The following is a 20,485-nucleotide window of genomic DNA, read 5'->3' as shown; positions in this document are numbered from 1 at the left end:
GTATCGGTTGTGTGGGTTACCAGAATGGAAAATGACGCGACCAGCGTGAGCAGCGAAGGAGAGGGTTGCCGCAAAATCATTGCGGCGGCCGAGAAGCTGTTCGCCGATCACGGTTTCGATGCGGTTTCCATGCATGCCATCGCTACCGATGCGGGTATTAGCAAGGCCAATATTTATCACTATTTCCCCAACAAAGACGCTCTTTATCTGGCGGTTCTGCAGAGTGCCGCGGCCAGCCTGCGCGCCCTGCTGCAGGCAGCGGTGGACAAGAGCGGCACAGCCAGCGAGGCCTTGCACCATTTTGCCGTGAATCATCTGCAGCACCTGCTGGCGCGTCCACGATTGGTGCGTTTGTTTCTGCGGGAGATGCTGGAAAAAGGCGAGCCACGCGCCCGCGATCTGGCGGATGCCGGGCTGGCAGATCTGTTCGCCAGTTTGGTGCAGATTCTCCAGCTCGGTCAGGAGCGGGGAGAATTGCGCAAGGATTTCGATCCGGCGTTGGTGACTACCATGTTGCTCGGCGCCAATGTCATCTTTTTTCAATCGCGCGAATTGCTGCGACAATATCCTACCGTGACCTTTGTCGATCGCCCCGAAGAGTATGACCGAGCGATGGTCGAGATGCTATTACGCGGAATTCGCAACCGTTCTGAGCCATAGGAATTTCTTCATGAGTATCGACCCCCGTCAGCAGGCCGAATTCCTCATCGAGGCCTTGCCGTACATGCAACGCTTCCAGGGCAGCACCTTGGTCATCAAATATGGTGGCAACGCCATGACCGAGCCCGTCTTGCAGGAACAGTTTGCCTACGATGTCACCCTGCTCAAACAGGTGGGGATGAACCCGGTCATCGTGCATGGTGGTGGTCCGCAGATCAATGCACTGCTGCAGCGCCTCGATTTACCTTCCAAAATGCTCGATGGCATGCGCGTGACCGATGACGCGACGATGGAAGTGGTGGAGATGGTGCTCGGTGGCCTGGTCAACAAACAGATCGTCCAGGGAATTCAGCGTGCCGGTGGAAAAGCGCTGGGGCTGACCGGCAAAGACGGGAATCTGATCCAGGCAGCCAAGCTGCAGCGGGATGATGGCGTCGATCTGGGCTGGGTGGGAGAAGTGACGCGGGTCAATGCCGAGCTGATCCGCTTTCTCGATGCCGGTGGGGTGATTCCGGTGATTGCGCCAATTGGTGTTGGGGTGGGTGGAGAATCCTACAACATCAATGCCGACCTGGTGGCAGGCGCCTTGGCCAGCACCCTGCATGCCGAAAAGTTTGTGCTGATGACCAATGTTGCCGGCGTCCTGGATCCGGAGAATCAACTCTACGAGCGGCTGCGCATCGCCGAGGTGCAGCAGCTGATGAGCAATGGCGTGATCACCGGCGGTATGATCCCCAAGTTGCGCTGTTGTCTCGATGCGCTGGCCGGGGGCGTGCGTGCCGCCCACATCATTGATGGTCGAGTACCGCACGCCTTGCTGCTCGAGGTGTTCACCCGCCTGGGTGTCGGCACGTTGATTTCGGATCTCGATTGAAGCGAAAACGGAAACGAGGGCAGCGGCGTGGGGCCCCACGAGCCGATGGTATCCTGCCGCGTTTTTTGGGGTTGCGCCGACGGCCCTGGCCGGTCTACCTCTTCGATCTCGACAACACCCTCTACGATGCTAATGTGCACTGCTTTCCGCAGATGCATCGCTACATGCATGCCTATCTGCAAGAGAAGTTCGGCCTCGAGCGTGCGGCAGCGGAGGCGCTGCGCCAGCAATACTGGCGCCGCTACGGAACCACGCTGGCGGGATTGATGCGGCATCACGACACCGATCCCCACGAATTTTTGCAGGCCATTCATCCGCCAGCCTTGGCGGCCACGGTACCCGCCGATCTGCATCTCGACCGCTGGCTGGCCAGCCTCGACGGACCTGCGTATATCTTCACCAATAGTGTCACCGCGCATGCCGAGCGGGTCCTGGCGCGCTTGCAGGTGACGCGACATTTTTTGGGAATTTTTGACCTCTCGGCGGCGGCCTTGCGCGGCAAACCCGATGTTCACGCCTACCGCAGCTTGCTACGACGCTACCGGGTCGCTGCCCTGCGCTGTCATTTTTTTGATGATAGCCGCGCCAATCTCCGCACTGCGCGCCTTCTGGGTATGCGCACTACCTGGATTCACCCGCGTCGCCGCCAGCCCGGGCAACTGGCCAAGCTGCCACCTGCTTGTCGCAAGTCATTGGGAGGCGCAAGGTAGAGAGACACGCAAAACGGAGGTGTCGCAAGGAACGCAGGCGCCGCCTACGATTGGGGTAGAAATCGAAGGCAAGCGCATCGGGCCTGCCTAAAACAAAATCAGAAGTATGGTTGTAGAAAGGTAACCCAGCCGGGGACATGTTTGGTGGTTACGGTGACGGTTGCGCTCGTACCGATGTGCAGGGGCAGCTTCGGATCGGGATTGAGCACGTCGATACGTACCGGCACGCGTTGCGTGACCTTCACCCAGTTACCGGTCGCATTTTCCGGAGGCAGCAGGGAGAAGGCATTGCCGGCACCACCGCTGATGCTCACTACCTTGCCTTTGAAGGTGTGGTTGGGGTACATGTCGATATTGATGGTCGCTGCGAGTCCCGGATGGACGCGGTCGAGATCGGTCTCTTTGTAATTTGCCTCGATCCAGTAGGCTTGGTTGCCAATCAGGGGAAAGAGATCCTGGTTGACGGAAACGACATCTCCTATATGAATTTTATCTACCTTGCTGACCACACCGGTAATCGGTGCGTAAATCGTGGTCTCGGAGAGATCCAGCTTGGCCATGCGCACTGCTGCCTCGGCTGCGGCAATCCGCGCTTTGTTCAGCGATTTTTCCGACACGGCTCCAGCAAGGGATGCGTGATTGGCCTGCAACTGCGCTTGCAACTCAGCCGCTTTGGTCTGCGCGTCGTCTGCTGCTTGCGCAGACAGATACTGTTTGGCGGCCAGCGCCTTGGCGCGGTCGGCATTGCGTGCGGCGTTGGCATAATTGATCTGGTTGGCCTGGACTTGTGCCTGTGCCGAATCGATTTTGGCAGCAATGCTGGCGCGTTGCCGCTCTGCCTGGGCGAGTTCAGCCTCGGCCTGTTCTAATTTATACTCATATGCCCGTGGATCGATCTTGAGCAGCGGCTGCCCCCGTTGGACAGTCTGGTTGTCGCGCACGTAGAGCGCGACGATATGACCAGTTACCCGCGGAGCGATGTTGACGACATGGGCGTGCACGTAGGCATCATCGGTACTTGGATAGTAGTCGGAGATCTGAAAATAGGCGTAGGCGCCGAAGGCAACCAGCACCACAATGATGAGTACCGCAAACCGTTTGATCCATCGCATGGCGATTTCCCTTCTCCCGCAGCAATACGTAGGGCACTTCTGTCCGTCTTGGTGCCTGTCCAGCGCTAGAATCTTTGACGGAATTCGTAACACAAGACATACTGACCGTTCGGTCGATAAGGTAGCGCATGGCGCGCCTACGGGCAAGTGATTTTTGAACAGAGACTAAGGAGTAGAGGATGCGAATTTCTTCCCCGAAGATGTTATTTGCAGGTGCCGCTATGCTGGCTTTTGCACCTTTTGCCAGCGCCGAGGGCTTGCATGTGATCCAGGGCGGGCCGGCGTATCTGAGTGCCGGCGTGGGGGTGTTCAACGGGGTGGGGATTCACCCCATTTCTGGGCCGAATCCGCGCGTGCCGGAGATCAACGTAGAGTATCAGTCGGCATCCAAGCTATTCGGTATCGGTGCGGCATGGGGGCTGATGGCCAATACCCGGGGTGGCTTCATGGGCTATACCGGTTTTTATTCCGACATCGCCTGGGATCGTTGGGTCTTGACCCCCGTTCTTGGCTTTGGTGGTTATGACGCCGGCAATGGCAAGCAATTGGGCAGCATCTTCGAGTTTCGCCTGGAATTGGGTCTCGCCTATCAGTTTGCCAATGGCGGGCGCCTCGGGGTGAAGATCGCGCACATTTCCAATGCCTACATCGTCAATCAGGATCCTGGCGAGAACGAAGCTCTAGTTACCTACTCCTTCCCCCTCTCCTTTGGCGACCACGGCTAAGACAGGACGCCGCTGCTTAACCGGCGGCGCACAGTCCGAGCTTGGCGAAGAGGCTGGCGTCGTGATCGCTGCTGGCGTTGTTGGTAGTCAGCAGACGATCTCCCAGGAAAATGCTGTTGGCGCCGGCAAGGAAAGCTAGCGCCTGCAGGCTGTCGCTCATCTTTTCCCGACCGGCGGCCAAGCGCACGTAACTATTGGGAAAGAGAATGCGCGCCACGGCAATGGTGCGCACGAATTCGATCTCGTCGATGGGTTCCGCCTCGGCGAGGGGGGTACCGGCAATAGGCACCAGGGCGTTGATAGGAATGCTTTCCGGTGCTGGCTCCAGGGCGGCCAGGCTTTGCAGCAGGCGGGCACGGTCACGCCGACTTTCTCCCATACCCAGGATGCCGCCGCTGCAGACCTTGATCCCGGCGTTACGTACCGCCGCCAGAGTCTCCAGCCGCTCGTCGTAACTGCGGGTGTGAATCACCTCCCCATAGAACTCGGGCGAGGTATCGAGATTATGATTGTAGTAGTCCAGACCCGCCGCCTGCAGGCGCTCCGCCTGCCCGGGTTTGAGCATCCCCAGGGTGACACAGGTTTCGAGGCCGAGTTCTTTTACTGCCCGCACCATCTCTGCCACTTTCTCCAGGTCCCGTTCATGCGGGCTGCGCCAGGCCGCGCCCATGCAGAAACGCTGCGCCCCCGCGTCCTTGGCGGCTTGTGCGGCTTCGAGCACGTCTGCCAGAGGCAGCAGCGGGGTGACCGGCAGTTTGGCCTCATGATGCACGCTTTGCGCGCAGTAGCCGCAGTCCTCTGGGCAGGCCCCGGTCTTGATCGACAGAAGCGTGGAACATTGCACGGCATTCGGCGCAAAGTGCGCTCGATGCACCTGTTGGGCGCGAAACAGGAGATCGTTGAAGGGGAGGGAAAAGATTTCGAGAATTTCTTCCAGGGAAGGGTGTGTCATGATCTTGGTCCAAAAAGGTCAAACCGGAAAGAGGATATTAGAAACCACCAAAAAACAGGCGATGCAGAAGCATCTTGGCCGCTTCGATGAGCAGCATGGCCACCAGCGGGCTGAGATCGATGCCGCCCAGAGGCGGTAGATGCTGCTGCAGTGGGCGCAGGATGGGATCGGTCACGCGGTCGAGAAAACGCACGACTGGATTGTAAGGATTGGGTTGCACCCAAGAGAGGATGGCGCGGATAAAAATGGCCAAGAGCAACAAGGTCAGGGCAAAATCCAGCAGGCGATAGAGATCGAAGAGCAGCATCTTCAGAGCTCTTCTGCCAGGAGTGCGGCGAGCTCCTGACTACGCCGACTGGCAGCATCCAGGGCACGTTTGGCGAGAGGCCGCAGGCCTTCCTCCCAGGCGCTGAGCCCCGCCGCCGTCGTCCCCCCGGGACTGGTGACCTGGTGGCGGAGCAAGGCCGGTGCCAGATCGCTCTGCTGCGCGAGTTCCGCCGCCCCGCGCAGGGTGGCAATGGCCAGGCGGCGGGCCTGATCACGATACAGTCCGCCAGCCACGGCGGCATCCTCCAGCGCTTCCAGAAAGAGAAACACATAGGCGGGACCACTCCCGGCGAGGGCGGTGGCCATGTCCATACTCTCTTCATCTGGCAACCACTCTGCCAATCCCGTGCTCTGCACCAATTTTTCCGCCTGTTGGCGACGCGCGGTGTCGAGCTCTGCTGGCGCATAAAGAGTGCTTGCGCCAGCGCCAATCTGCGTGGGGGTATTGGGCATGACCCGGACGACGTCCACTTCGGGTACCAGCGCCTGTAACGAACTGAGGCGAACGCCGGCAGCAACCGAGATCAACAAGACTCTGGCAGCGCGCAGTTCGTGCGCCCAGGCCGTAAGTATTGCCCGCATCTGTTTGGGCTTGGCGGCGTATACGACTATGGCTTCTGGCGGCAGGGGGCATGGCTCGGCAGCTAAGCTCTGTACCCCGAACTCCGCAGCCAAGGCGTCGCGGCGCTGCGGATGGGGGGCGTGGACCTGGATCTGCTGCGCGGGAAAACCATGGTTGCAGAGGCCGGCGATGAGAGCGCGGGCCATGTTGCCCGCTCCGAGAAAGATAATCTGCTGCTGCAATCATTGCTCCTTGGGACGACTGCCAAACAGCACGGTCCCCAGTCGAATTTCCGTGGCCCCGTGGGCCAAAGCTTCAGGATAGTCGCCTGAGGTGCCCATGGAAAGAGTGTCGATCTGCTCTGCGGGAAAATGTCTCTGCAATTGTTCATAAGATTCACTTAGCTGCGCAAAATTCCGGGCAGCCACATGAGGATCGGGATGTGCCAGAGCCATCAGGCCGCGGAACCGCAGATTGGCGCTGGCGACAATCTGTTCCGCCAAGGAAAAAATGCCTTCTATCGCACAACCGCCTTTACTCTCCTCGCCGCTGATGGCAACCTCGATCAAGACCTGCAGAGGTGGGAGTCCAGCCCGCTCGCGATCCAGACGCTCGACGAGAAGGCTGCGATCGACACTCTCCACCCAGTCAAAGTGGCGAGCGATCTCGCCGGTTTTGTTGCGCTGGATGCGGCCAATGAAGTGCCAGCAGATTTCCAGATCCGCCAGGGTCGCCATCTTGCCCAGGGCCTCCTGCAGATAATTCTCCCCAAAATGGCGCAGGCCCAGTGCGTAGGCGGCGCGCATACGCTCAGCTGGCACCGTTTTGCTGACCGCCAGGAGACGGCAGGGCGCATGGCTGCGAAGTTCTTCTTGTATCTGCTGCAGGCGTTGCGAAAGGTCCATTCAACTCTCTTTGGGCGGAATCTGGAAGATCGCCTATAGTAATGGCCTATCGCTGGTTGCCCAAACAAGGAAGTCGCAGATGAGCCAAATGGATGTGACCGATCTGCTCGGTTTTGCGGTAAAAAACAACGCGTCCGATATCCACGTTTCCGCTGGTCTGCCCCCCATGGTGCGCATCAATGGCGAGATCAAACCCGTCAACGTGCCACCTCTTAGCAAAGAGATCGTGCATGCCATGATCTACGACATCATGAACGACGCGCAGCGGAAATGGTATGAAGAGAATCTGGAAATCGACTTCGCCATCGACGTCCCGCAGGTGGCACGCTTTCGTATCAACGCCTTTCAGCAGGATCGCGGCCCCGCCGCGGCGTTTCGTACTATTCCCGCCAAGGTCCTCAGTCTGGAAGAGCTGAATGCGCCGACGGTATTCAAAGAGATCATCGACGTGCCGCGGGGACTGGTGCTGGTGACCGGCCCGACGGGATCGGGTAAGTCGACTACCCTGGCGGCCATGGTGAACCACATCAATAATCATCGTCAGGATCATATCATTACCATCGAAGATCCGATCGAGTTTCTGCATACCCCCAACAAGTGTCTGATCAACCAGCGTGAGGTCGGGCCTAACACAAAATCCTTTGAAAACGCCTTGCGCTCTGCCCTGCGTGAGGATCCAGATGTGATTCTGGTGGGTGAGTTGCGCGACCTCGAAACCATGCGTTTGGCGCTGACCGCAGCCGAGACCGGGCATGTCGTATTCGGTACCCTGCACACCAGCTCTGCTCCAAAGACCATCGACCGTATCATCGATTCCTTCCCTGGCGGGGAGAAGGATATGGTGCGAGCCATGCTCTCGGAGTCCCTGCGCGCGGTGATCGCGCAAACCCTCATCCCGACCGCAGACCATCGTGGGCGGGTGGCGGCGCACGAGATCATGATTGCCAACCCGGCGATCCGCAATCTGATTCGGGAAAACAAGGTGGCGCAGATGTATTCCGTCATCCAGACAGGTCAGAATCAGGGGATGCAGACCCTTGATCAGTGTTTGCTTGCCCTGGTCCGCGCGCACAAGATCAGCCGTGACGATGCGCTGCGCCGGGCACAGAACAAAGAGAGCCTCGCCAACGTCGCTTGATGGGAGAAGACCATGCCAGTGCTTGATGACCTGTTACGGTTGATGATGGAGAAAAACGGTTCCGATCTGTATTTTACGGTTGGCTCGCCACCGGTGATGAAGATCGATGGACGCGCCGTTCCCGTCAGCGACGAGCCCCTGAAACCCGGCCAAAGTCTGGCGCTCGCGAAGGAGATCCTCGGTCTGGAACGACTGCAGGATTTCCAGCACGAAAAGGAGGCCAATCTCGCCTTGTCCATCCCGGGTGTGGGTAGGTTTCGCGTCAACGGATTTTTTCAGAGAAATGAAATATCCTTCGTTATCCGTGCCATCAAGACGCAGATCCCGACCTTGGATCAGCTGCACATGCCGCCGATTCTGAAGGAATTGGCGATGACCTCCCGCGGCTTGGTGCTTTTTGTGGGGGCTACCGGCTCCGGAAAAAGCACCTCCCTGGCGTCCATGCTGCAACATCGCAATGCCAGTTCGGCAGGGCACATACTGACCATTGAAGATCCCATTGAGTATCTCCACAAAAATATCAAGTCGATCGTCAATCAGCGCGAAGTCGGTATTGATACTCTGAGTTACGAGAACGCCCTGGAAAACGCCCTGCGTGAGGCCCCCGACGTCATCCTGATCGGCGAAGTGCGCAGCCGCGCTACCATGGAACATGCGGTGGCCTATGCCGAAACCGGCCATCTGTGTATGTCTACCTTGCATGCCAACAATGCCAATCAGGCGGTGGAGCGCATCATCAATTTCTTCCCGGAAGAGCGTAAACGGCAGTTGCTCATGGATCTTTCCCTCAACCTCAAGGCGGTGGTATCGCAGCGTCTTCTCCCCCTCAAGGGCCGATCAGGACGAATTGCGGCAATGGAAGTGCTGATCAATACGCCGACAATTGCCGATCTCATCTATCGCGGGGAAGTCGGCCTGTTGAAGGACGCCATGGCCCGGCCCAACGATGTCGGCATGCAGACTTTCGATCAGTCGCTGGTGAAGCTATATATGGACGGCATGATCGAATACGAGGATGCCATCCGTGGCGCCGATTCCCAGAATGATTTGCGCTTGGCCATCAAAATGGAGTGCATGAAGCGTGGTCTGGAGGACCCGGGTTCCAAAGCCGAGGCGGCGACCCAATGGCGGATTGGTGGCAATGCCTGATGCTGCTGGGCTTTGCGATCGCGGTTTTTCTGGCGTGGGTTGTCCTGTATCTGGCGCGGGGAGGATTTTGGCTAGCGGACCAACGCCTTACCGCCGCGGAAATTGCACAGTGGCCGGCAGTCACTGCCGTGGTCCCCGCACGGAACGAGGCGGCCGGAATTGCTGCCTGCGTGCGCGGGATTCTTGGCCAGGACTATCCCGGCGAACTGCGACTGATCGTCATTGATGACCAAAGTGCCGACGGTACTGCGGATCTGGCGCAGTCTGCTGCGGCAGAACTGGATGCTGCATCGCGGCTGACGGTCCTGCGCGGAAAAGACCTCCCGGCAGGCTGGGCGGGTAAGGTCTGGGCGATGTCGCAAGGGGTGGAGGCGGCTGGCGCCGTACCCTACCTCTGGTTTACCGATGGCGATATCGTACATGCGCCGCTGGTCTTGCGCGCCCTCGTCGCCAAAGCGGTGACGGAAAAGCGTGTTTTGGTCTCACTCATGGTGCGTCTTTCCTGTCAGACTTTGTGGGAGCGCTGGCTCATTCCGCCTTTTCTGTTCTTTTTTCAGAAGCTGTATCCCTTCCCCTGGGTCAATGACCCGCGACGTAAGCTCGCCGGCGCGGCGGGGGGATGCATGCTGGTGGCAGGCGCAGCGTTGACGGCAAGCGGCGGGCTGCAGGCGATGCGTGGCGCGCTCATCGACGACTGCACCCTAGCCGCGCAACTCAAGGCACAGGGGCCTATCTGGCTGGGACTTGCCGATCACAGTGTCAGCCTGCGACGCTATACCCGCCTGCAGGAAATCTGGCAGATGGTGACGCGCTCCGCCTATGTGCAACTCGATTTTCGCCCTTCGCGCCTACTCATTGCCACGTTGAGTATGCTCTTTCTGTATCTGTTGCCTTGGGTGTTATTGCTCGTCGGACTCGCCTACGATCAAGTCTGGGTCTGGGGACTATCCCTGGTCAGCCTGTTACTCTCCTGGCGGATGTTCTGGCCGACCCTGCGCGATTATCGGCTTTCTCCGCTTTGGGCCCTGACATTACAACCAGCCGCCTGGCTGTATACGCTGATGACTTTGGACTCCGCCCGTCGTCACTACGGCGGGCGGGGTGGTGCCTGGAAGGGGCGGGTTTACCCGGCAGAACGGGGGCGATAGGGGGCCAGATAGCGCCATTCGAAGACGCGCTTGGCCAGATGCCACCAGGAGCCGGGGACGACGCGGGCCGTATTGGGGTTGCGAAATACGAGGTTGCCGCCGTCGAGGCTGTCGACGATGCAGATGAGTTCCTGGCGGAAGGTCTGGTCGGCCGTTTGTCCCTGCACATGGCGAAGGGCATTGTGCACCGCAGTCTTGGCCTGCAGATCGGCGCTGTGCCCCTGTTTGGGCAGCCAGTCCGGACTGTCGCCGTAGGATGCCGCATCCCCCACCACATAGACCCCGGGCAGGCCAGGAACCTGACAGTGATTGTCGGCCTGCAGGAAACCGCCCGCCGACAGCGGCAGAGCACTATTTGCCGCAAAGGCCGGGCCGGTCATACCGGGCATGAAGAGGATCAGATCGGCATCGATGTCCCCCCCTTCGGTGTGTACCTGCTGGGCATCGAAGGCGGTAATCTTATGGCCGAGGTGGGTGCGAATCTGGCGTTTTTCCATCTCCGCCAATAATCCTGCGACGGCATCGGCACCGAGACGATTGCCTGGCTCGCGCATGGGATTGAAGAAGGTCAGGGTGAATTTTTCGCGGGTACCCTGACGGCGCAGGTAGGTGTCGATCCCAAAGAGCAGCTCGAAGATGGGGCCGCCGCGTACGGCACCCGGTTCCTGGGGATTACCGGCAAAGCCGAAGGCAATATTGCCACCCGCCATGCTCTGCAGGCGTTCGCGAATCTGTTGCGCGGTCTCGATGCCATCGCAGATGGCGAGACTGTGTTCGATCCCGGGCAGCTTGCGCAGGCCGCGTCCGCCGGCGGCAATGATGAGGGCATCCTGTTCCAGACTGGCACCGGATTCCAGCTGGACCTGTCCTTGGGCATTGATGGATTGCACCGTGTCGGCAACGAACTCCACCCGCTGGCGCTGAAAGAAGTCACGCAGGTCGATGCGCAGTTCCTCGCCCTGGCGCAGACCGGTCGGTACCCAGATGAGACTGGGGTAGTAAATGAACTCCGGTTTGGGGGCGACGAGACGGATCTCGGCGTCGGGGGCGCGGCGGCGCAGCTCGCGCACGGCTGTCAGCCCACCAAAGCCACTGCCAATGATGGTAAATTGGGCCATACAATCCTCCTGTGATTCTATCGATACCTCTGATCAGGATAGCTCAGGCCAGCACCCGCCGATAGCTATCCGGTAGCGGGCTCTCCTGCTGTGCCTGGGCGCTGCCTTTGGCGACGAAGAGGTTGATAATCTGGCCATGGGCCTGGATGAGCTCGACCACATTCGGATCGTCGCTGGTCTCCTCGATCAGTACACCATCCGGCAGCAGGGTAAGCTCCATATGGATCTTGTCGTGCTGGGCAAAGAGCTCGGCGAAGGCCGGGTCCCAGAAGCGCAGGCCAAAATTTTCTTCCAGCCGCTGCTTCATCGAGGGGACATGGTCGTGCAACAGCGCGACGATTTCGGGATTGTTGGACCGGGTGCGGGCACGCACGCCATTGGGCAACAACTCCAGGTCGCGTTCGATCTGCTCGTGCAGGGCCAGCAGACGGTGAAACACCGCTTGATCGTGCTGGTGCCGGGCGGCTCGGGCAGGATCGCCACCGGCGCGCCCGCCACCCTGGCCACGAACGCGGAACATTGCAGAATCGTTTTGGTACATGATGGAATCTCCTTGTCTCAATTTTTGGTGCTGTAAAGAGTGCTGCTTTCGCGACGAAACAGAGCAGCATCTCGCCAATGGAGATATCTTGCCTAGGGCAGCACAAGCGTGCATTGACAAAGATCAATCTCGAGTGAATCAGTCGGATTTGGCCGCAGCGATTTCCTGCAGTCTTTGCGGGGAGAGGATTTCCAGTTGGTTGCGAGCTTCTTGCAGCAGTTTCTGACGCTTGAATTCCGCCATGAGGCGGCTGACATGCTCCACCGATAGCCCAAGAAAATCGGCGAGATCCTGACGGGTCAGAGGGAAGGGCAGGACGCGCAGCTGCGGATAGCGCTGTGCCCATTGCAACAGAAAGGTAGCGAGGCGTGCCTCGGCCTTCTTGGCACCGAGCTCCACCACCCGTTCCTCGCTGGCGCGCAGAGCGTCCTGCCAGCGCTGAAAAATGGCCTCGCGGACTTTCGGCTGGCGCTCGGATAGGCGCTGCAGTTCGACGAGATCCAGGCGACAGAGTTTGCCCGGCGCGATGCTGATGGCATCGTGCCGATGCTCTTTCTCCCGCAGTCCTTCAAAGCCAAAGAGATCACCGTGATGCAGCAGGCGCAGGATGACCTGCTGGCCGTTGCTCAAGGTCTTTACCAACTTCACCGCTCCTTCCCGCAGGGTGTAGGCGTGGCGGGCGGGATCTCCCGAGCGATAGAGGACCTCCCCGGCGGCGCAATCGATGTCCTGCACTTCCATGCCCAGGGTGCAGAGTTCCGCCGGATTGAGGCCAGCAAAGATACTTTCCCCGCGCATCCGGCAGTGCAGGCAATCGGAGAGGCGCGGCACGCTCATTTTTTGCGACAAGCAAAGCGCAGGTCGAAAACGGCATGGCCCAAGGCCGTACCGCGGCGTTCAAAACGGGTCTGGATACGGTTTTCCGGGGGGGCTGCATAGTGCCCCGATCCCGCCAAATTCTCCCAGCCGGGCGCGCTTTCCAGCAAGGTCAGCATCTGCTCGGCATAGGGCTGCCAGTCTGTCGCCAGCTGCAACTCACCACCGGATTGCATGACCCGATGCAGCAGCTCCAGAAAATCGGGCTGAATGATGCGCCGCTTATGATGCCGTTTCTTTCGCCAGGGATCGGGAAACTGGACGACAACCAGCGCAAAGACGCTGTCTGGCAAGCTACGCAACCACGGCGCGACATCGTCATGCAGTACCCGCAGATTCTGGAGTCCTGCCGCTTCGGCACGCAAGAGTAGGGAGCCGACGCCGGGGGAGTGGACCTCGGCACCGATGCAGCCCCAGTCCGGATGCTTCTCGGCAAACTGCGTCAGATGTTCTCCATTGCCAAAGCCGATTTCCAGCATCAGGGCTTGGGAGCCGGCCCAGGGTGAGTGCCAGGCTGCCTGAGCATCGAGAATGTAAAAGCTGCCGCGCTCTTGCAAAATGCGCGCTTGCGCGTTGGTGAGGCGGCCCTGACGCAGGACAAAGCTGCGGATGGGACGAAATTCGGGCTTGAGAGACGCGTTCATGCCCGGCATTATAGCCAGTTTCCGGTGCGACGCCGAAGGGGAGAGCAATGCAGCAGGGGCCGATTGTCGGCGTGGTCATGGGCAGTGTGAGCGACTGGGAGGTGATGCAGTCGGCTGCCCAGATTCTGGCCGATTTGCAGATACCGCATGAGACCCGGGTCGTCTCCGCCCACCGCACCCCCGATCTCCTCTTTGCCTATGCAGAGGAGGCCAGCGCGCGCGGATTGCAGGCCATCATTGCGGGCGCCGGCGGTGCCGCCCACCTCCCGGGGATGCTAGCCGCCAAGACCCTGGTGCCGGTGCTAGGGGTGCCAGTGCCTTCGCGGCACCTGCAGGGGCAGGACTCCTTGCTGTCCATTGTGCAAATGCCCAAGGGAGTGCCGGTCGCCACCTTTGCCATTGGCGCGGCGGGGGCTGCCAACGCGGCGCTCTTTGCCGCAGCACAACTGGCCCTGCACGACCCGGACTTGCATGCGCGGCTGCAGCGTTTTCGGGCAGCGCAAACGGAGCAGGCCTTGCACAGCCAAGTGCCGCCACCGGCATCATGATCGCGCCCGGCAGTGTCCTTGGCGTTCTGGGTGGTGGCCAATTGGGGCTGATGTTTGCCCTGGCCGCCCGGCGACTCGACTACGATGTCTGGGTATTTGATCCGGATCCCAAAGCCCCGGCGGCGGCGGTCGCGGCCCGACATTTCTGCGCCCCTTTCACCGAGGATGCGGTGTTGGCGGAGTTCTGCGCTGGAGTGGCCGCCGTCACGGTCGAGCGCGAGCAGATCCCGCTTTCTACCCTCGCCTACTGTGCCGAGCGGCTTCCTCTGCGGCCAGGTCCAGAAGCCCTGCGCATCGCCCAGGACCGGCGTCTGGAGAAAGCGTTTTTTCGGGATCTGGGATTGGTAACGGCACCCTTTGCCCTCCTCGAGCAGGCCGCCGATCTGCCGGCTGCCGCGCAGCTTGCTTTCCCGGCAATCCTCAAGACCGCGCAGGATGGCTACGATGGCAAGGGGCAGGTGGCCGTAGCCTCTGCCGCCGATTTGGCAACGGCGTGGCAGGAACTGGGACAGCGTCCGGCGTTGCTGGAAGCGCGGGTCGCCCTGCGTCAGGAGTTTTCGGTGATTCTTGCGCGCAGCAGCGATGGCCTGGCGGTCTTTTACCCCATCGCCGAGAACCGACACCGGCATGGCATTCTGGACCTCAGCATCGTGCCCTGCGAGCTTTCTGAAGCGCATCAGGAACAGGCGCGGCGCGCGGCCCTGCGCATTGCCGAGGCACTGGAGTATGTCGGTGTCCTCGCCGTGGAATTTTTCCTCAGCGCGGATGGCGAATTGCTTGTCAACGAGATGGCGCCACGCCCGCATAATAGTGGCCATTATACCCTCGACGCCTGCGTGCACAGCCAGTTCGATCAGCAGGTACGAGCCCTGACCGGCTTACCTTTGGGCGATACCCGCCTGCTCTCGCCGGTGGCGATGCTGAACCTGCTCGGCGAATGGTGGCAGGGGGCGGGGCCAGACTGGAACGCCTGGCTTTGCCATCCGCAAGTAAAGCCCTATCTTTATGGAAAGAGTGAGGCGCGGCCGGGGCGCAAGATGGGTCACCTCAACATTCTGGCCGAGAGCCGGACGGCTGCCCTGCGCACGGTGGCGGAGCTGTGCGGCGCTGATAGTGGCTACTAGACCATGTCTGTAGAGCGTCGCTTGCAGCAAGAGCTGTGCGGCGACTGGCGGGTAGAGGCCAGTGGGGCGAGTGATTTTTTTCGCATGTATCGGGCACACAATGCCGACCGGGCGCTTTTCCTCAAGATCGGGAAGGGGCGCACCCAGTCGGAAGCCGAAGCCGACGGCCTACGCGCCCTGCAGGCGGCGGGCGTGCCGGTGCCCCACGTCTATGGCGTCTGGGAGGAGTCCGGCGATACCATCCTGGCCCTGCAGTTATTGACCTTCGCGCACAAGGACGATGCTGCCTGGGCCGCCCTGGGCGGTGTCCTGGCCGCTCTGCATAGCCCGGCCTGGCCGCAATTCGGTTGGCCGCGCGACAATTTTCTCGGCGCTACGCGGCAGCAGAATCGCCTAACGGACGGAACCAGCGCCGCAGAATGGCAGAAGTTTTTGCGCGAGCAGCGTTTGGAGGTCCTAATCGCGCAGATGGAGCTGCAGCGCGAGGAGGCGAGGCTGTTTGCGGATCTTTTGGCGGCTCTGCCCGAGATCCTGCAGAATCATGCCCCGCAAGGTTCCCTCACTCACGGCGACCTGTGGTCAGGGAATTGGGGCGCGGGGGTCGATGGCGATGTCTGGCTTTTCGATCCCGCTGTAGCGGTCTGTGATCGGGAGATGGATCTTGCCATGCTGGAACTCTTCGCCCAGCCACCGGCAGTGTTCTGGCAACGTTATCAAGCCCTGGCCATGCCGGCTTTTGATGCCGCTGGCTATGCCGTTCGGCGTCCCCTCTACCAACTCTATCATCTGCTCAACCACTGGCTGCTTTTTGGTCGTTCCTACGCGGGGCAGGCCCAGGCGGCAGCTCGGACTGCCCTCAGCGCCGCCGGGCGCTGAAGAAAATCGCCAGCAGCAGGCACAGCGCACAGAGCAGAAATACGGTAACGCTCCAGTGGGTGATCGGCAGGTTCCAGAAGCGCTGCTGCCCGGCAATCGCGCAGGACCCTTGCCCGGCCAGAGCGCCAGCCAACGTTCCAGCAAAGCTCCCGGACGCAAAGTTTTCTTGCGGTAGTAACTGAATGGCTGCACAGGCATGAACCTTGCGCGTCGCGCTATTTGCCAGATGCCACTGCCATCCTGCCAGTACCGCCCCGCCGAGTGCCGCCAAAGCAGCCAAAGACCAGAGCCAGCGTCGCCCGGCAAAAAAGCCGATGCTGATCGCCAAGAGCATCGCCAGATCCGCCACGCGCTGATAAATGCAGAGACTGCAAGGCTGAATATCACCCGCGAATTGCAGGTACAGCACCGTACCCAGGGCAGCCAGACCAAGCAGTAGCGCCAAGCTGGCCAATGCCAGGCTCAAGGTCCGTCGATGATCTGCTGCCATTGCTGATGGTCGGGAAGGCCGAGGACGTACTGCACCTGCTTGCCACTGCGATAGACCAGCATGGGCGTGCTTACCCCCGATTGCTGGACGCTCTGGGGATCGAGTAGGGACTCCTTCCCCGCCAAGAAGTTGAAGTTGCGCTGCAGTTTGCCGAGCTGCTTCTGGATCAGGGCGGCGCTTGCAGGAGCAATGCCGCCCTCTGGCGCACCATTGTGGATAGCAAAGCCCTTCTCGTTTTCCTTCAACGCCTGTACAGGGTCTTTGGCGCCGAGAATCGCCGCGGCTTTGCCCATACTGGAGGAGGAGTTCGGGAAACCGATAATGACGACGCGCAGGCGGAGCTTGCCCGAACTGACGGGGTTTTGCAGCCAGTTATAGAGCACATGACAGTACGGACAATCAGGCTCCAGAAACAAGTAGACCAATGATCCTCGTGAGCCCTCCTGTACGTAATAGGAGTGGCTGAGGGCATCCCAGAATTGCAGATCATGGTCTGCTGCATGGGGCGCCGCGTCTTGCGCCAGTACTGGCTGCAAGGGAAAAAGCAATAGGCTGCCGAGGAGCAGCAGGAAGGCAAGCAGGAATTTATTTCGCATCGATACGCACCAAAGAAATATTCTGACGACTGTACATCTCATAGCCAGTATAGAGGATTTTTGCCGACTCCCCAGCAGTCATTTCCTGGCGCAGTGCAACGATATCTTTTTGCGGCAGGGCCAGAAACAAAGGTCCGTGGCTGGCTGCCAGAATCGCCGGAATTTGTTGTTTGGGCTGCTGGATCTGTGTTGCAGTCATCGCTCCGCGGCCGGCGTAAAACAGGAAGCTCGGCTCCCACCACTGCCAGGTGGCGATGGCATAGGGCCGCTGTCCCTCTATGCTGTGCACCATCTCTCCCATGGTCACCGAGGGCTTTAGGTGATCGAGGCCGGGCATGAGCAGCAGAATCATAGAGAAGGCCAGGGCAACGGCTCCTACCCCCAGGCTGCCGATCACGCCCAGGAATTGCTGCCGATAGACAAAATACAGGCCGACGACGGCGGCAAGTAGATAGGGCAAGCCCAGATAGGCGACCGAGCCGAGCGGTGGCAAGCTTTGCGGTACCAGCGTGGCGCCCAGCCCGAGCAGGATGCCGCCGATTGCCGCCAGGCCGAGCAATGAGGCGATGATGCCACGCCCGCAAAAGGCGTGGACACCACTCAAGGCAAGGTCCATGCGCCAGGCGAGGAGGGCGAGTAGAGGCGGATAGGCCTCCCAGACATAATTGGGCAACTTGGTCGCGCCCAGACTGAAAAAAGCAATCCAGATCCCCGCCCAGAGCCCAAAGAAGAGCAGGTCTGGGCGCGAACGGAAATACTCTTTCCGCTGCAACCACAAGGTGGCGAACATCTGGGGAAAAAACACTGACCAGGGTAGCAGGCCGAGGAAGGTCGTGAACAGATAATAGACGATGGGCCCTTGATGTCCCTGCATGGCGCCGGTGTAGCGGGCTACATTTTGCTGGGCAATGAAGAGCAGATCCCAGCGCCAGTGGGTCTCGATTCCCACGGCAATGTACCAGGGCAGGGTGAGCAGCAAAAAGATCGGCAGGCCCCAGCGCAGCTGCCCCTGCCGCCACAGATGCGGCAAATCGCGGCGCAGCAGCAGAAAGACGACAATGATCAGGCCGGGCAGCAGGAAAAAGATCGGTCCCTCCGTGAGGGTGCCCAGGGCCATGGCGGCATAGGACAGGAGATACTGCCAGCGCCGTTCCTCCGGGTAGAGGTAGCCGCGCAGATAGGCCAGCAAAGCGACGGTAGTAAAGAGGATGACCAGGGGGTCGGGGACGGCGGCGCGAAAGATGATCTGACTGTGCAGTGCGGTGGCGGTAAACAGGCCAGTGAGCAGAGCCGCGCGTGCTCCAAGCAGACGCCGCAGGGTCAGCGTCAAATACAGTACGAGGAGTGCGCCCATGAGCACCGAACCGATGCGCAGCCCCCAACTATTCATGCCCAGGGCACGTACTCCCAGGTCCATCAACCAGTAATTGAGAACAGGCTTGTCCGGTCGCAACTGGCCATTGAAGGTAGGCACCACGTAGTTGTTGTGGGCGATCATCTCCTTCAGACACTGGGCGTTGTTCGGCTCGTCGATGTCCCAAAGACTCGCGTCGCCGGTATGGAAAGCAAAAAGCCAGAAGGCAAAGACGAAGAGCAGCAGGGCATGGAGAAGATGGTGCTCGCCGTTCTTCTGCGTCTTAGCCATCGCGTGCGCCACCTTTCAGAATGCGCGCCTTGTCCCGCTGCCATTCGCGTTCTTTCAGAGTGGCGCGCTTGTCGTGTGCCTGTTTGCCCTTGACCAGGGCGATCTCGGTCTTGGCGCGCCCCTGCTTCCAGTACATCGCCAGAGGGACGATGGTAAAGCCTTTGCGCTCGACGGCACCAATCAGGCGATTGATTTCCAGACGATGCATCAGCAACTTGCGGGTACGGGTCGGATCCGGTTGGATGTGGGTGCTGGCAGTGGGTAGCGGGCTGACATGCGCGCCCAGGAGCCAAAGCTCTCCGTTTTTGATCACCACATAGCTGTCCTTGAGCTGCAGGCGTCCGGCGCGCAGGGACTTTACTTCCCACCCTTCGAGGGCGATGCCGGCCTCGAAGCGCTCCTCGATAAAGTACTCATGTCTCGCCTCACGATTGAGGGCAATGGTGCTGCTGCTCATGACATCCCAAGCTCTGGATCAGAGGGGCGATCTTAGCGCAAAGCGCGGCGCAGCGCACAAGGCGCCATAGCCCCTGCGGGGTGCCTGGGGTTAGACTGCCAGCGGGAAGACCCGGCGAAGGTTTGAGCAATGCCGAACATTGGGGAGGGGAGAGATGACGCGGCGTAACCCGGCCTGGCTGCCGGCGGAGGACTGGACCCTGCTGACGGAGATGCCAGTCATTGCGCGCCATCTGGTGGAAAAGCTGCGCTCTGCGGAACAGGAAATTCTCTTCGAGAACTATATCTTCCAGGCGGGCAATTGGCCGGAAGAAGTTTTTGACATCCTCTGCGCGAAGGCGCGCGATGGTGTGCTCGTGCATCTGCGTCTCGATGCGGTGGGTAGTCGCGGATTTCCCGAGCGCTGGATTCAGAAATTGCGTGCCGCCGGTGGCACTTTCGAATGGTATCACCGCCTCGGCTGGCGCGGTTGGGAAAAGAGCCTGCGCCGCAGTCACCGTCGCATTGTGCTCATCGACCAACAATGGTTGGCGGTGGGCGGTTTTGCCCTTGCCGATGCCTGGCTACGCGGCGATCCGGGGCAGCTTCCCTACCGCGATGTGCTTTTTGCCTGTCGCGGGCCGATCGTGCCTCTGGTCCGTCGCCTGTTTCTGAAAAACCGTCCACTATCGCACAAGGAGTTGCGCGCCGCTCCCAGCGAAGCCCCAGACCGTCATGCAGACGCTATAGTACGCTTGCTGGCGGGTTCGCCACCGGATCGCTTTACGATCCGCCGGCGCTATCTCGCCGCCTTCCGCTCGGCGCGGGAGAGTCTGTGGATCGCTACTCCCTACTTCAACCCCGATCCCATCGTTCTCTCAGCCCTGTATGGCGCCGTGCGTCGTGGCGTGGATGTGCGCGTGCTGCTGGCGGGCCGGGTGACCGATCATCCTCTTTTGCGCCTCGGCATTCAGGCGTATTATCAAAAACTGTTGCGACATCGCGTGCGGGTGTATGAATATCAGGAAAGCTTTCTGCACGCCAAGTACATTCTGGTGGATGGTCAGTGGGGAGCGGTCGGTTCGGCCAATCTCGATTTTCTGAGCCTTTGGTTCAACCGCGAGCTCAATCTCGAAGTAAAAGGTCTGCTTCCCCTGGCCTCGCTGCGTACCCTGTTTCTGCGCGAGTTTGCCCGCTCTCGGGAAATTTCGGCGGAGCACTGGCAACGCCGGTCCTGGTGGCGACGTCCGCTGGAATGGTTGCTGGCCCAGGTCGATCGTCGCATTCAGGCGCGGGCGCTGGGCTCGCGCCGCTACTGAGTCGAGGAGCT

Annotated in this window: 24 protein-coding genes; 11 read left to right on the top strand and 13 right to left on the bottom strand. The window is 60.2% G+C overall.

All coding sequences use genetic code 11. From position 1 onward, the window contains the following. Positions 1–24: 24 nt before the first annotated feature. The 3 genes from MQE22_RS11230 to MQE22_RS11220 are packed head-to-tail and all read left to right on the top strand — an operon-like array spanning position 25 to position 2,244. On the top strand, positions 25–660 hold the full coding sequence (locus MQE22_RS11230) for a TetR/AcrR family transcriptional regulator (RefSeq protein WP_215872894.1): 636 nt from the start codon (positions 25–27) through the stop codon (positions 658–660). Between the two features lie 10 nt (positions 661–670). Continuing rightward, positions 671–1,534, top strand: coding sequence for an acetylglutamate kinase (argB, locus tag MQE22_RS11225; protein ID WP_215872895.1), 864 nt, complete (start codon positions 671–673; stop codon positions 1,532–1,534). Next, a complete protein-coding gene (locus MQE22_RS11220; RefSeq protein ID WP_226827803.1) occupies positions 1,531–2,244 on the top strand; it encodes a pyrimidine 5'-nucleotidase in 714 nt (237 codons plus the stop codon). Before argB ends, MQE22_RS11220 begins: the two co-directional genes overlap by 4 nt. 98 nt (positions 2,245–2,342) lie before the next feature. On the opposite strand, the gene MQE22_RS11215 is transcribed toward MQE22_RS11220, so the two are convergent. Further along, the gene (locus tag MQE22_RS11215; RefSeq protein ID WP_215872896.1) at positions 2,343–3,356 is read right to left on the bottom strand and encodes an HlyD family secretion protein; all 1,014 of its coding nucleotides are present in this window, start codon (positions 3,354–3,356) and stop codon (positions 2,343–2,345) included. Between the two features lie 179 nt (positions 3,357–3,535). Between MQE22_RS11215 and MQE22_RS11210 the strand changes: the two genes are divergently transcribed. Next, entirely contained in the window at positions 3,536–4,081 is a 546-nt protein-coding gene (locus MQE22_RS11210) for an acyloxyacyl hydrolase (RefSeq protein ID WP_215872897.1), read from the top strand. A gap of 16 nt (positions 4,082–4,097) precedes the next feature. Here the strand turns inward: MQE22_RS11210 and bioB are convergent, their stop codons facing one another. Genes bioB through MQE22_RS11190 form a run of 4 tightly spaced genes read right to left on the bottom strand, consistent with a single transcriptional unit; the run spans position 4,098 to position 6,827 of the window. Beyond that, positions 4,098–5,033: a biotin synthase BioB gene (gene bioB / locus MQE22_RS11205; RefSeq protein WP_215872898.1), complete on the bottom strand. Its 936-nt coding sequence runs from the start codon at positions 5,031–5,033 to the stop codon at positions 4,098–4,100. Positions 5,034–5,070: 37 nt separating this feature from the next. After that, the gene (locus MQE22_RS11200; protein ID WP_215872899.1) at positions 5,071–5,340 is read right to left on the bottom strand and encodes a YggT family protein; all 270 of its coding nucleotides are present in this window, start codon (positions 5,338–5,340) and stop codon (positions 5,071–5,073) included. A 2-nt stretch (positions 5,341–5,342) separates the two neighbouring features. After that, positions 5,343–6,164, bottom strand: a complete 822-nt coding sequence (proC, locus tag MQE22_RS11195; protein WP_226827800.1) for a pyrroline-5-carboxylate reductase — start codon at positions 6,162–6,164, stop codon at positions 5,343–5,345. Beyond that, on the bottom strand, positions 6,165–6,827 hold the full coding sequence (locus MQE22_RS11190) for a YggS family pyridoxal phosphate-dependent enzyme (RefSeq protein ID WP_215872900.1): 663 nt from the start codon (positions 6,825–6,827) through the stop codon (positions 6,165–6,167). A 79-nt stretch (positions 6,828–6,906) separates the two neighbouring features. Between MQE22_RS11190 and MQE22_RS11185 the strand changes: the two genes are divergently transcribed. Genes MQE22_RS11185 through MQE22_RS11175 form a run of 3 tightly spaced genes read left to right on the top strand, consistent with a single transcriptional unit; the run spans position 6,907 to position 10,262 of the window. Then, complete coding sequence (locus tag MQE22_RS11185; RefSeq protein WP_303652380.1) at positions 6,907–7,965, top strand: type IV pilus twitching motility protein PilT; 1,059 nt, start codon at positions 6,907–6,909, stop codon at positions 7,963–7,965. 12 nt (positions 7,966–7,977) lie between these two features. Next, positions 7,978–9,114, top strand: coding sequence for a PilT/PilU family type 4a pilus ATPase (locus MQE22_RS11180; protein WP_215872901.1), 1,137 nt, complete (start codon positions 7,978–7,980; stop codon positions 9,112–9,114). Then, positions 9,090–10,262 (top strand): glycosyltransferase, encoded by a 1,173-nt coding sequence (locus tag MQE22_RS11175; protein ID WP_255789742.1) that lies wholly within the window; start codon positions 9,090–9,092, stop codon positions 10,260–10,262. The genes MQE22_RS11180 and MQE22_RS11175 overlap by 25 nt, the downstream gene beginning before the upstream one ends. Here the strand turns inward: MQE22_RS11175 and MQE22_RS11170 are convergent. From MQE22_RS11170 to trmB, 4 genes are all read right to left on the bottom strand, one after another. Continuing rightward, the gene (locus tag MQE22_RS11170; protein ID WP_255789740.1) at positions 10,238–11,380 is read right to left on the bottom strand and encodes an NAD(P)/FAD-dependent oxidoreductase; all 1,143 of its coding nucleotides are present in this window, start codon (positions 11,378–11,380) and stop codon (positions 10,238–10,240) included. The genes MQE22_RS11175 and MQE22_RS11170 overlap by 25 nt on opposite strands. A 43-nt stretch (positions 11,381–11,423) precedes the next feature. After that, a complete protein-coding gene (locus MQE22_RS11165) occupies positions 11,424–11,921 on the bottom strand; it encodes a hypothetical protein (RefSeq protein WP_255789739.1) in 498 nt (165 codons plus the stop codon). A 138-nt stretch (positions 11,922–12,059) separates the two neighbouring features. Then, the gene (locus tag MQE22_RS11160) at positions 12,060–12,758 is read right to left on the bottom strand and encodes a Crp/Fnr family transcriptional regulator (protein WP_215872904.1); all 699 of its coding nucleotides are present in this window, start codon (positions 12,756–12,758) and stop codon (positions 12,060–12,062) included. After that, a complete protein-coding gene (gene trmB, locus MQE22_RS11155; protein ID WP_215872905.1) occupies positions 12,755–13,450 on the bottom strand; it encodes a tRNA (guanosine(46)-N7)-methyltransferase TrmB in 696 nt (231 codons plus the stop codon). Before trmB ends, MQE22_RS11160 begins: the two co-directional genes overlap by 4 nt. Before the next feature lie 38 nt (positions 13,451–13,488). Here trmB and purE point away from each other — a divergent pair, with 38 nt between their 5' ends. From purE to MQE22_RS11140, 3 genes are read left to right on the top strand one after another with little or no spacing between them, the layout of a single operon-like run. Beyond that, complete coding sequence (purE, locus tag MQE22_RS11150; RefSeq protein WP_215872906.1) at positions 13,489–13,989, top strand: 5-(carboxyamino)imidazole ribonucleotide mutase; 501 nt, start codon at positions 13,489–13,491, stop codon at positions 13,987–13,989. Further along, the gene (locus MQE22_RS11145; protein ID WP_215872907.1) at positions 13,986–15,113 is read left to right on the top strand and encodes a 5-(carboxyamino)imidazole ribonucleotide synthase; all 1,128 of its coding nucleotides are present in this window, start codon (positions 13,986–13,988) and stop codon (positions 15,111–15,113) included. Before purE ends, MQE22_RS11145 begins: the two co-directional genes overlap by 4 nt. 3 nt (positions 15,114–15,116) lie before the next feature. Further along, on the top strand, positions 15,117–15,989 hold the full coding sequence (locus MQE22_RS11140) for a fructosamine kinase family protein (protein WP_215872908.1): 873 nt from the start codon (positions 15,117–15,119) through the stop codon (positions 15,987–15,989). Here the strand turns inward: MQE22_RS11140 and MQE22_RS11135 are convergent. The 4 genes from MQE22_RS11135 to smpB are packed head-to-tail and all read right to left on the bottom strand — an operon-like array spanning position 15,970 to position 19,177. Further along, complete coding sequence (locus tag MQE22_RS11135) at positions 15,970–16,479, bottom strand: disulfide bond formation protein B (RefSeq protein ID WP_215872909.1); 510 nt, start codon at positions 16,477–16,479, stop codon at positions 15,970–15,972. The genes MQE22_RS11140 and MQE22_RS11135 overlap by 20 nt on opposite strands. Beyond that, positions 16,452–17,075 carry a thioredoxin fold domain-containing protein gene (locus MQE22_RS11130; RefSeq protein WP_215872910.1) on the bottom strand — a complete coding sequence of 208 codons (624 nt, stop codon included), beginning with the start codon at positions 17,073–17,075 and terminating at the stop codon, positions 16,452–16,454. The genes MQE22_RS11135 and MQE22_RS11130 overlap by 28 nt, the downstream gene beginning before the upstream one ends. Continuing rightward, positions 17,065–18,720, bottom strand: coding sequence for an ArnT family glycosyltransferase (locus MQE22_RS11125; RefSeq protein ID WP_215872911.1), 1,656 nt, complete (start codon positions 18,718–18,720; stop codon positions 17,065–17,067). The genes MQE22_RS11130 and MQE22_RS11125 overlap by 11 nt, the downstream gene beginning before the upstream one ends. After that, a complete protein-coding gene (gene smpB / locus MQE22_RS11120) occupies positions 18,713–19,177 on the bottom strand; it encodes an SsrA-binding protein SmpB (protein WP_215872912.1) in 465 nt (154 codons plus the stop codon). Before smpB ends, MQE22_RS11125 begins: the two co-directional genes overlap by 8 nt. Positions 19,178–19,331: 154 nt before the next feature. On the opposite strand from smpB, the gene MQE22_RS11115 reads away from it, so the two are divergent. Then, positions 19,332–20,474, top strand: a complete 1,143-nt coding sequence (locus MQE22_RS11115; protein ID WP_215872913.1) for a phospholipase D-like domain-containing protein — start codon at positions 19,332–19,334, stop codon at positions 20,472–20,474. Positions 20,475–20,485: the final 11 nt, after the last annotated feature.

It is taken from the genome of Acidithiobacillus sp. YTS05, assembly GCF_024396695.1.
Taxonomy (GTDB): domain Bacteria; phylum Pseudomonadota; class Gammaproteobacteria; order Acidithiobacillales; family Acidithiobacillaceae; genus Igneacidithiobacillus; species Igneacidithiobacillus copahuensis.
The sequence above is the reverse complement of the archived record's forward strand: the minus strand, read 5'-3'. Positions and strand labels throughout refer to the sequence as shown.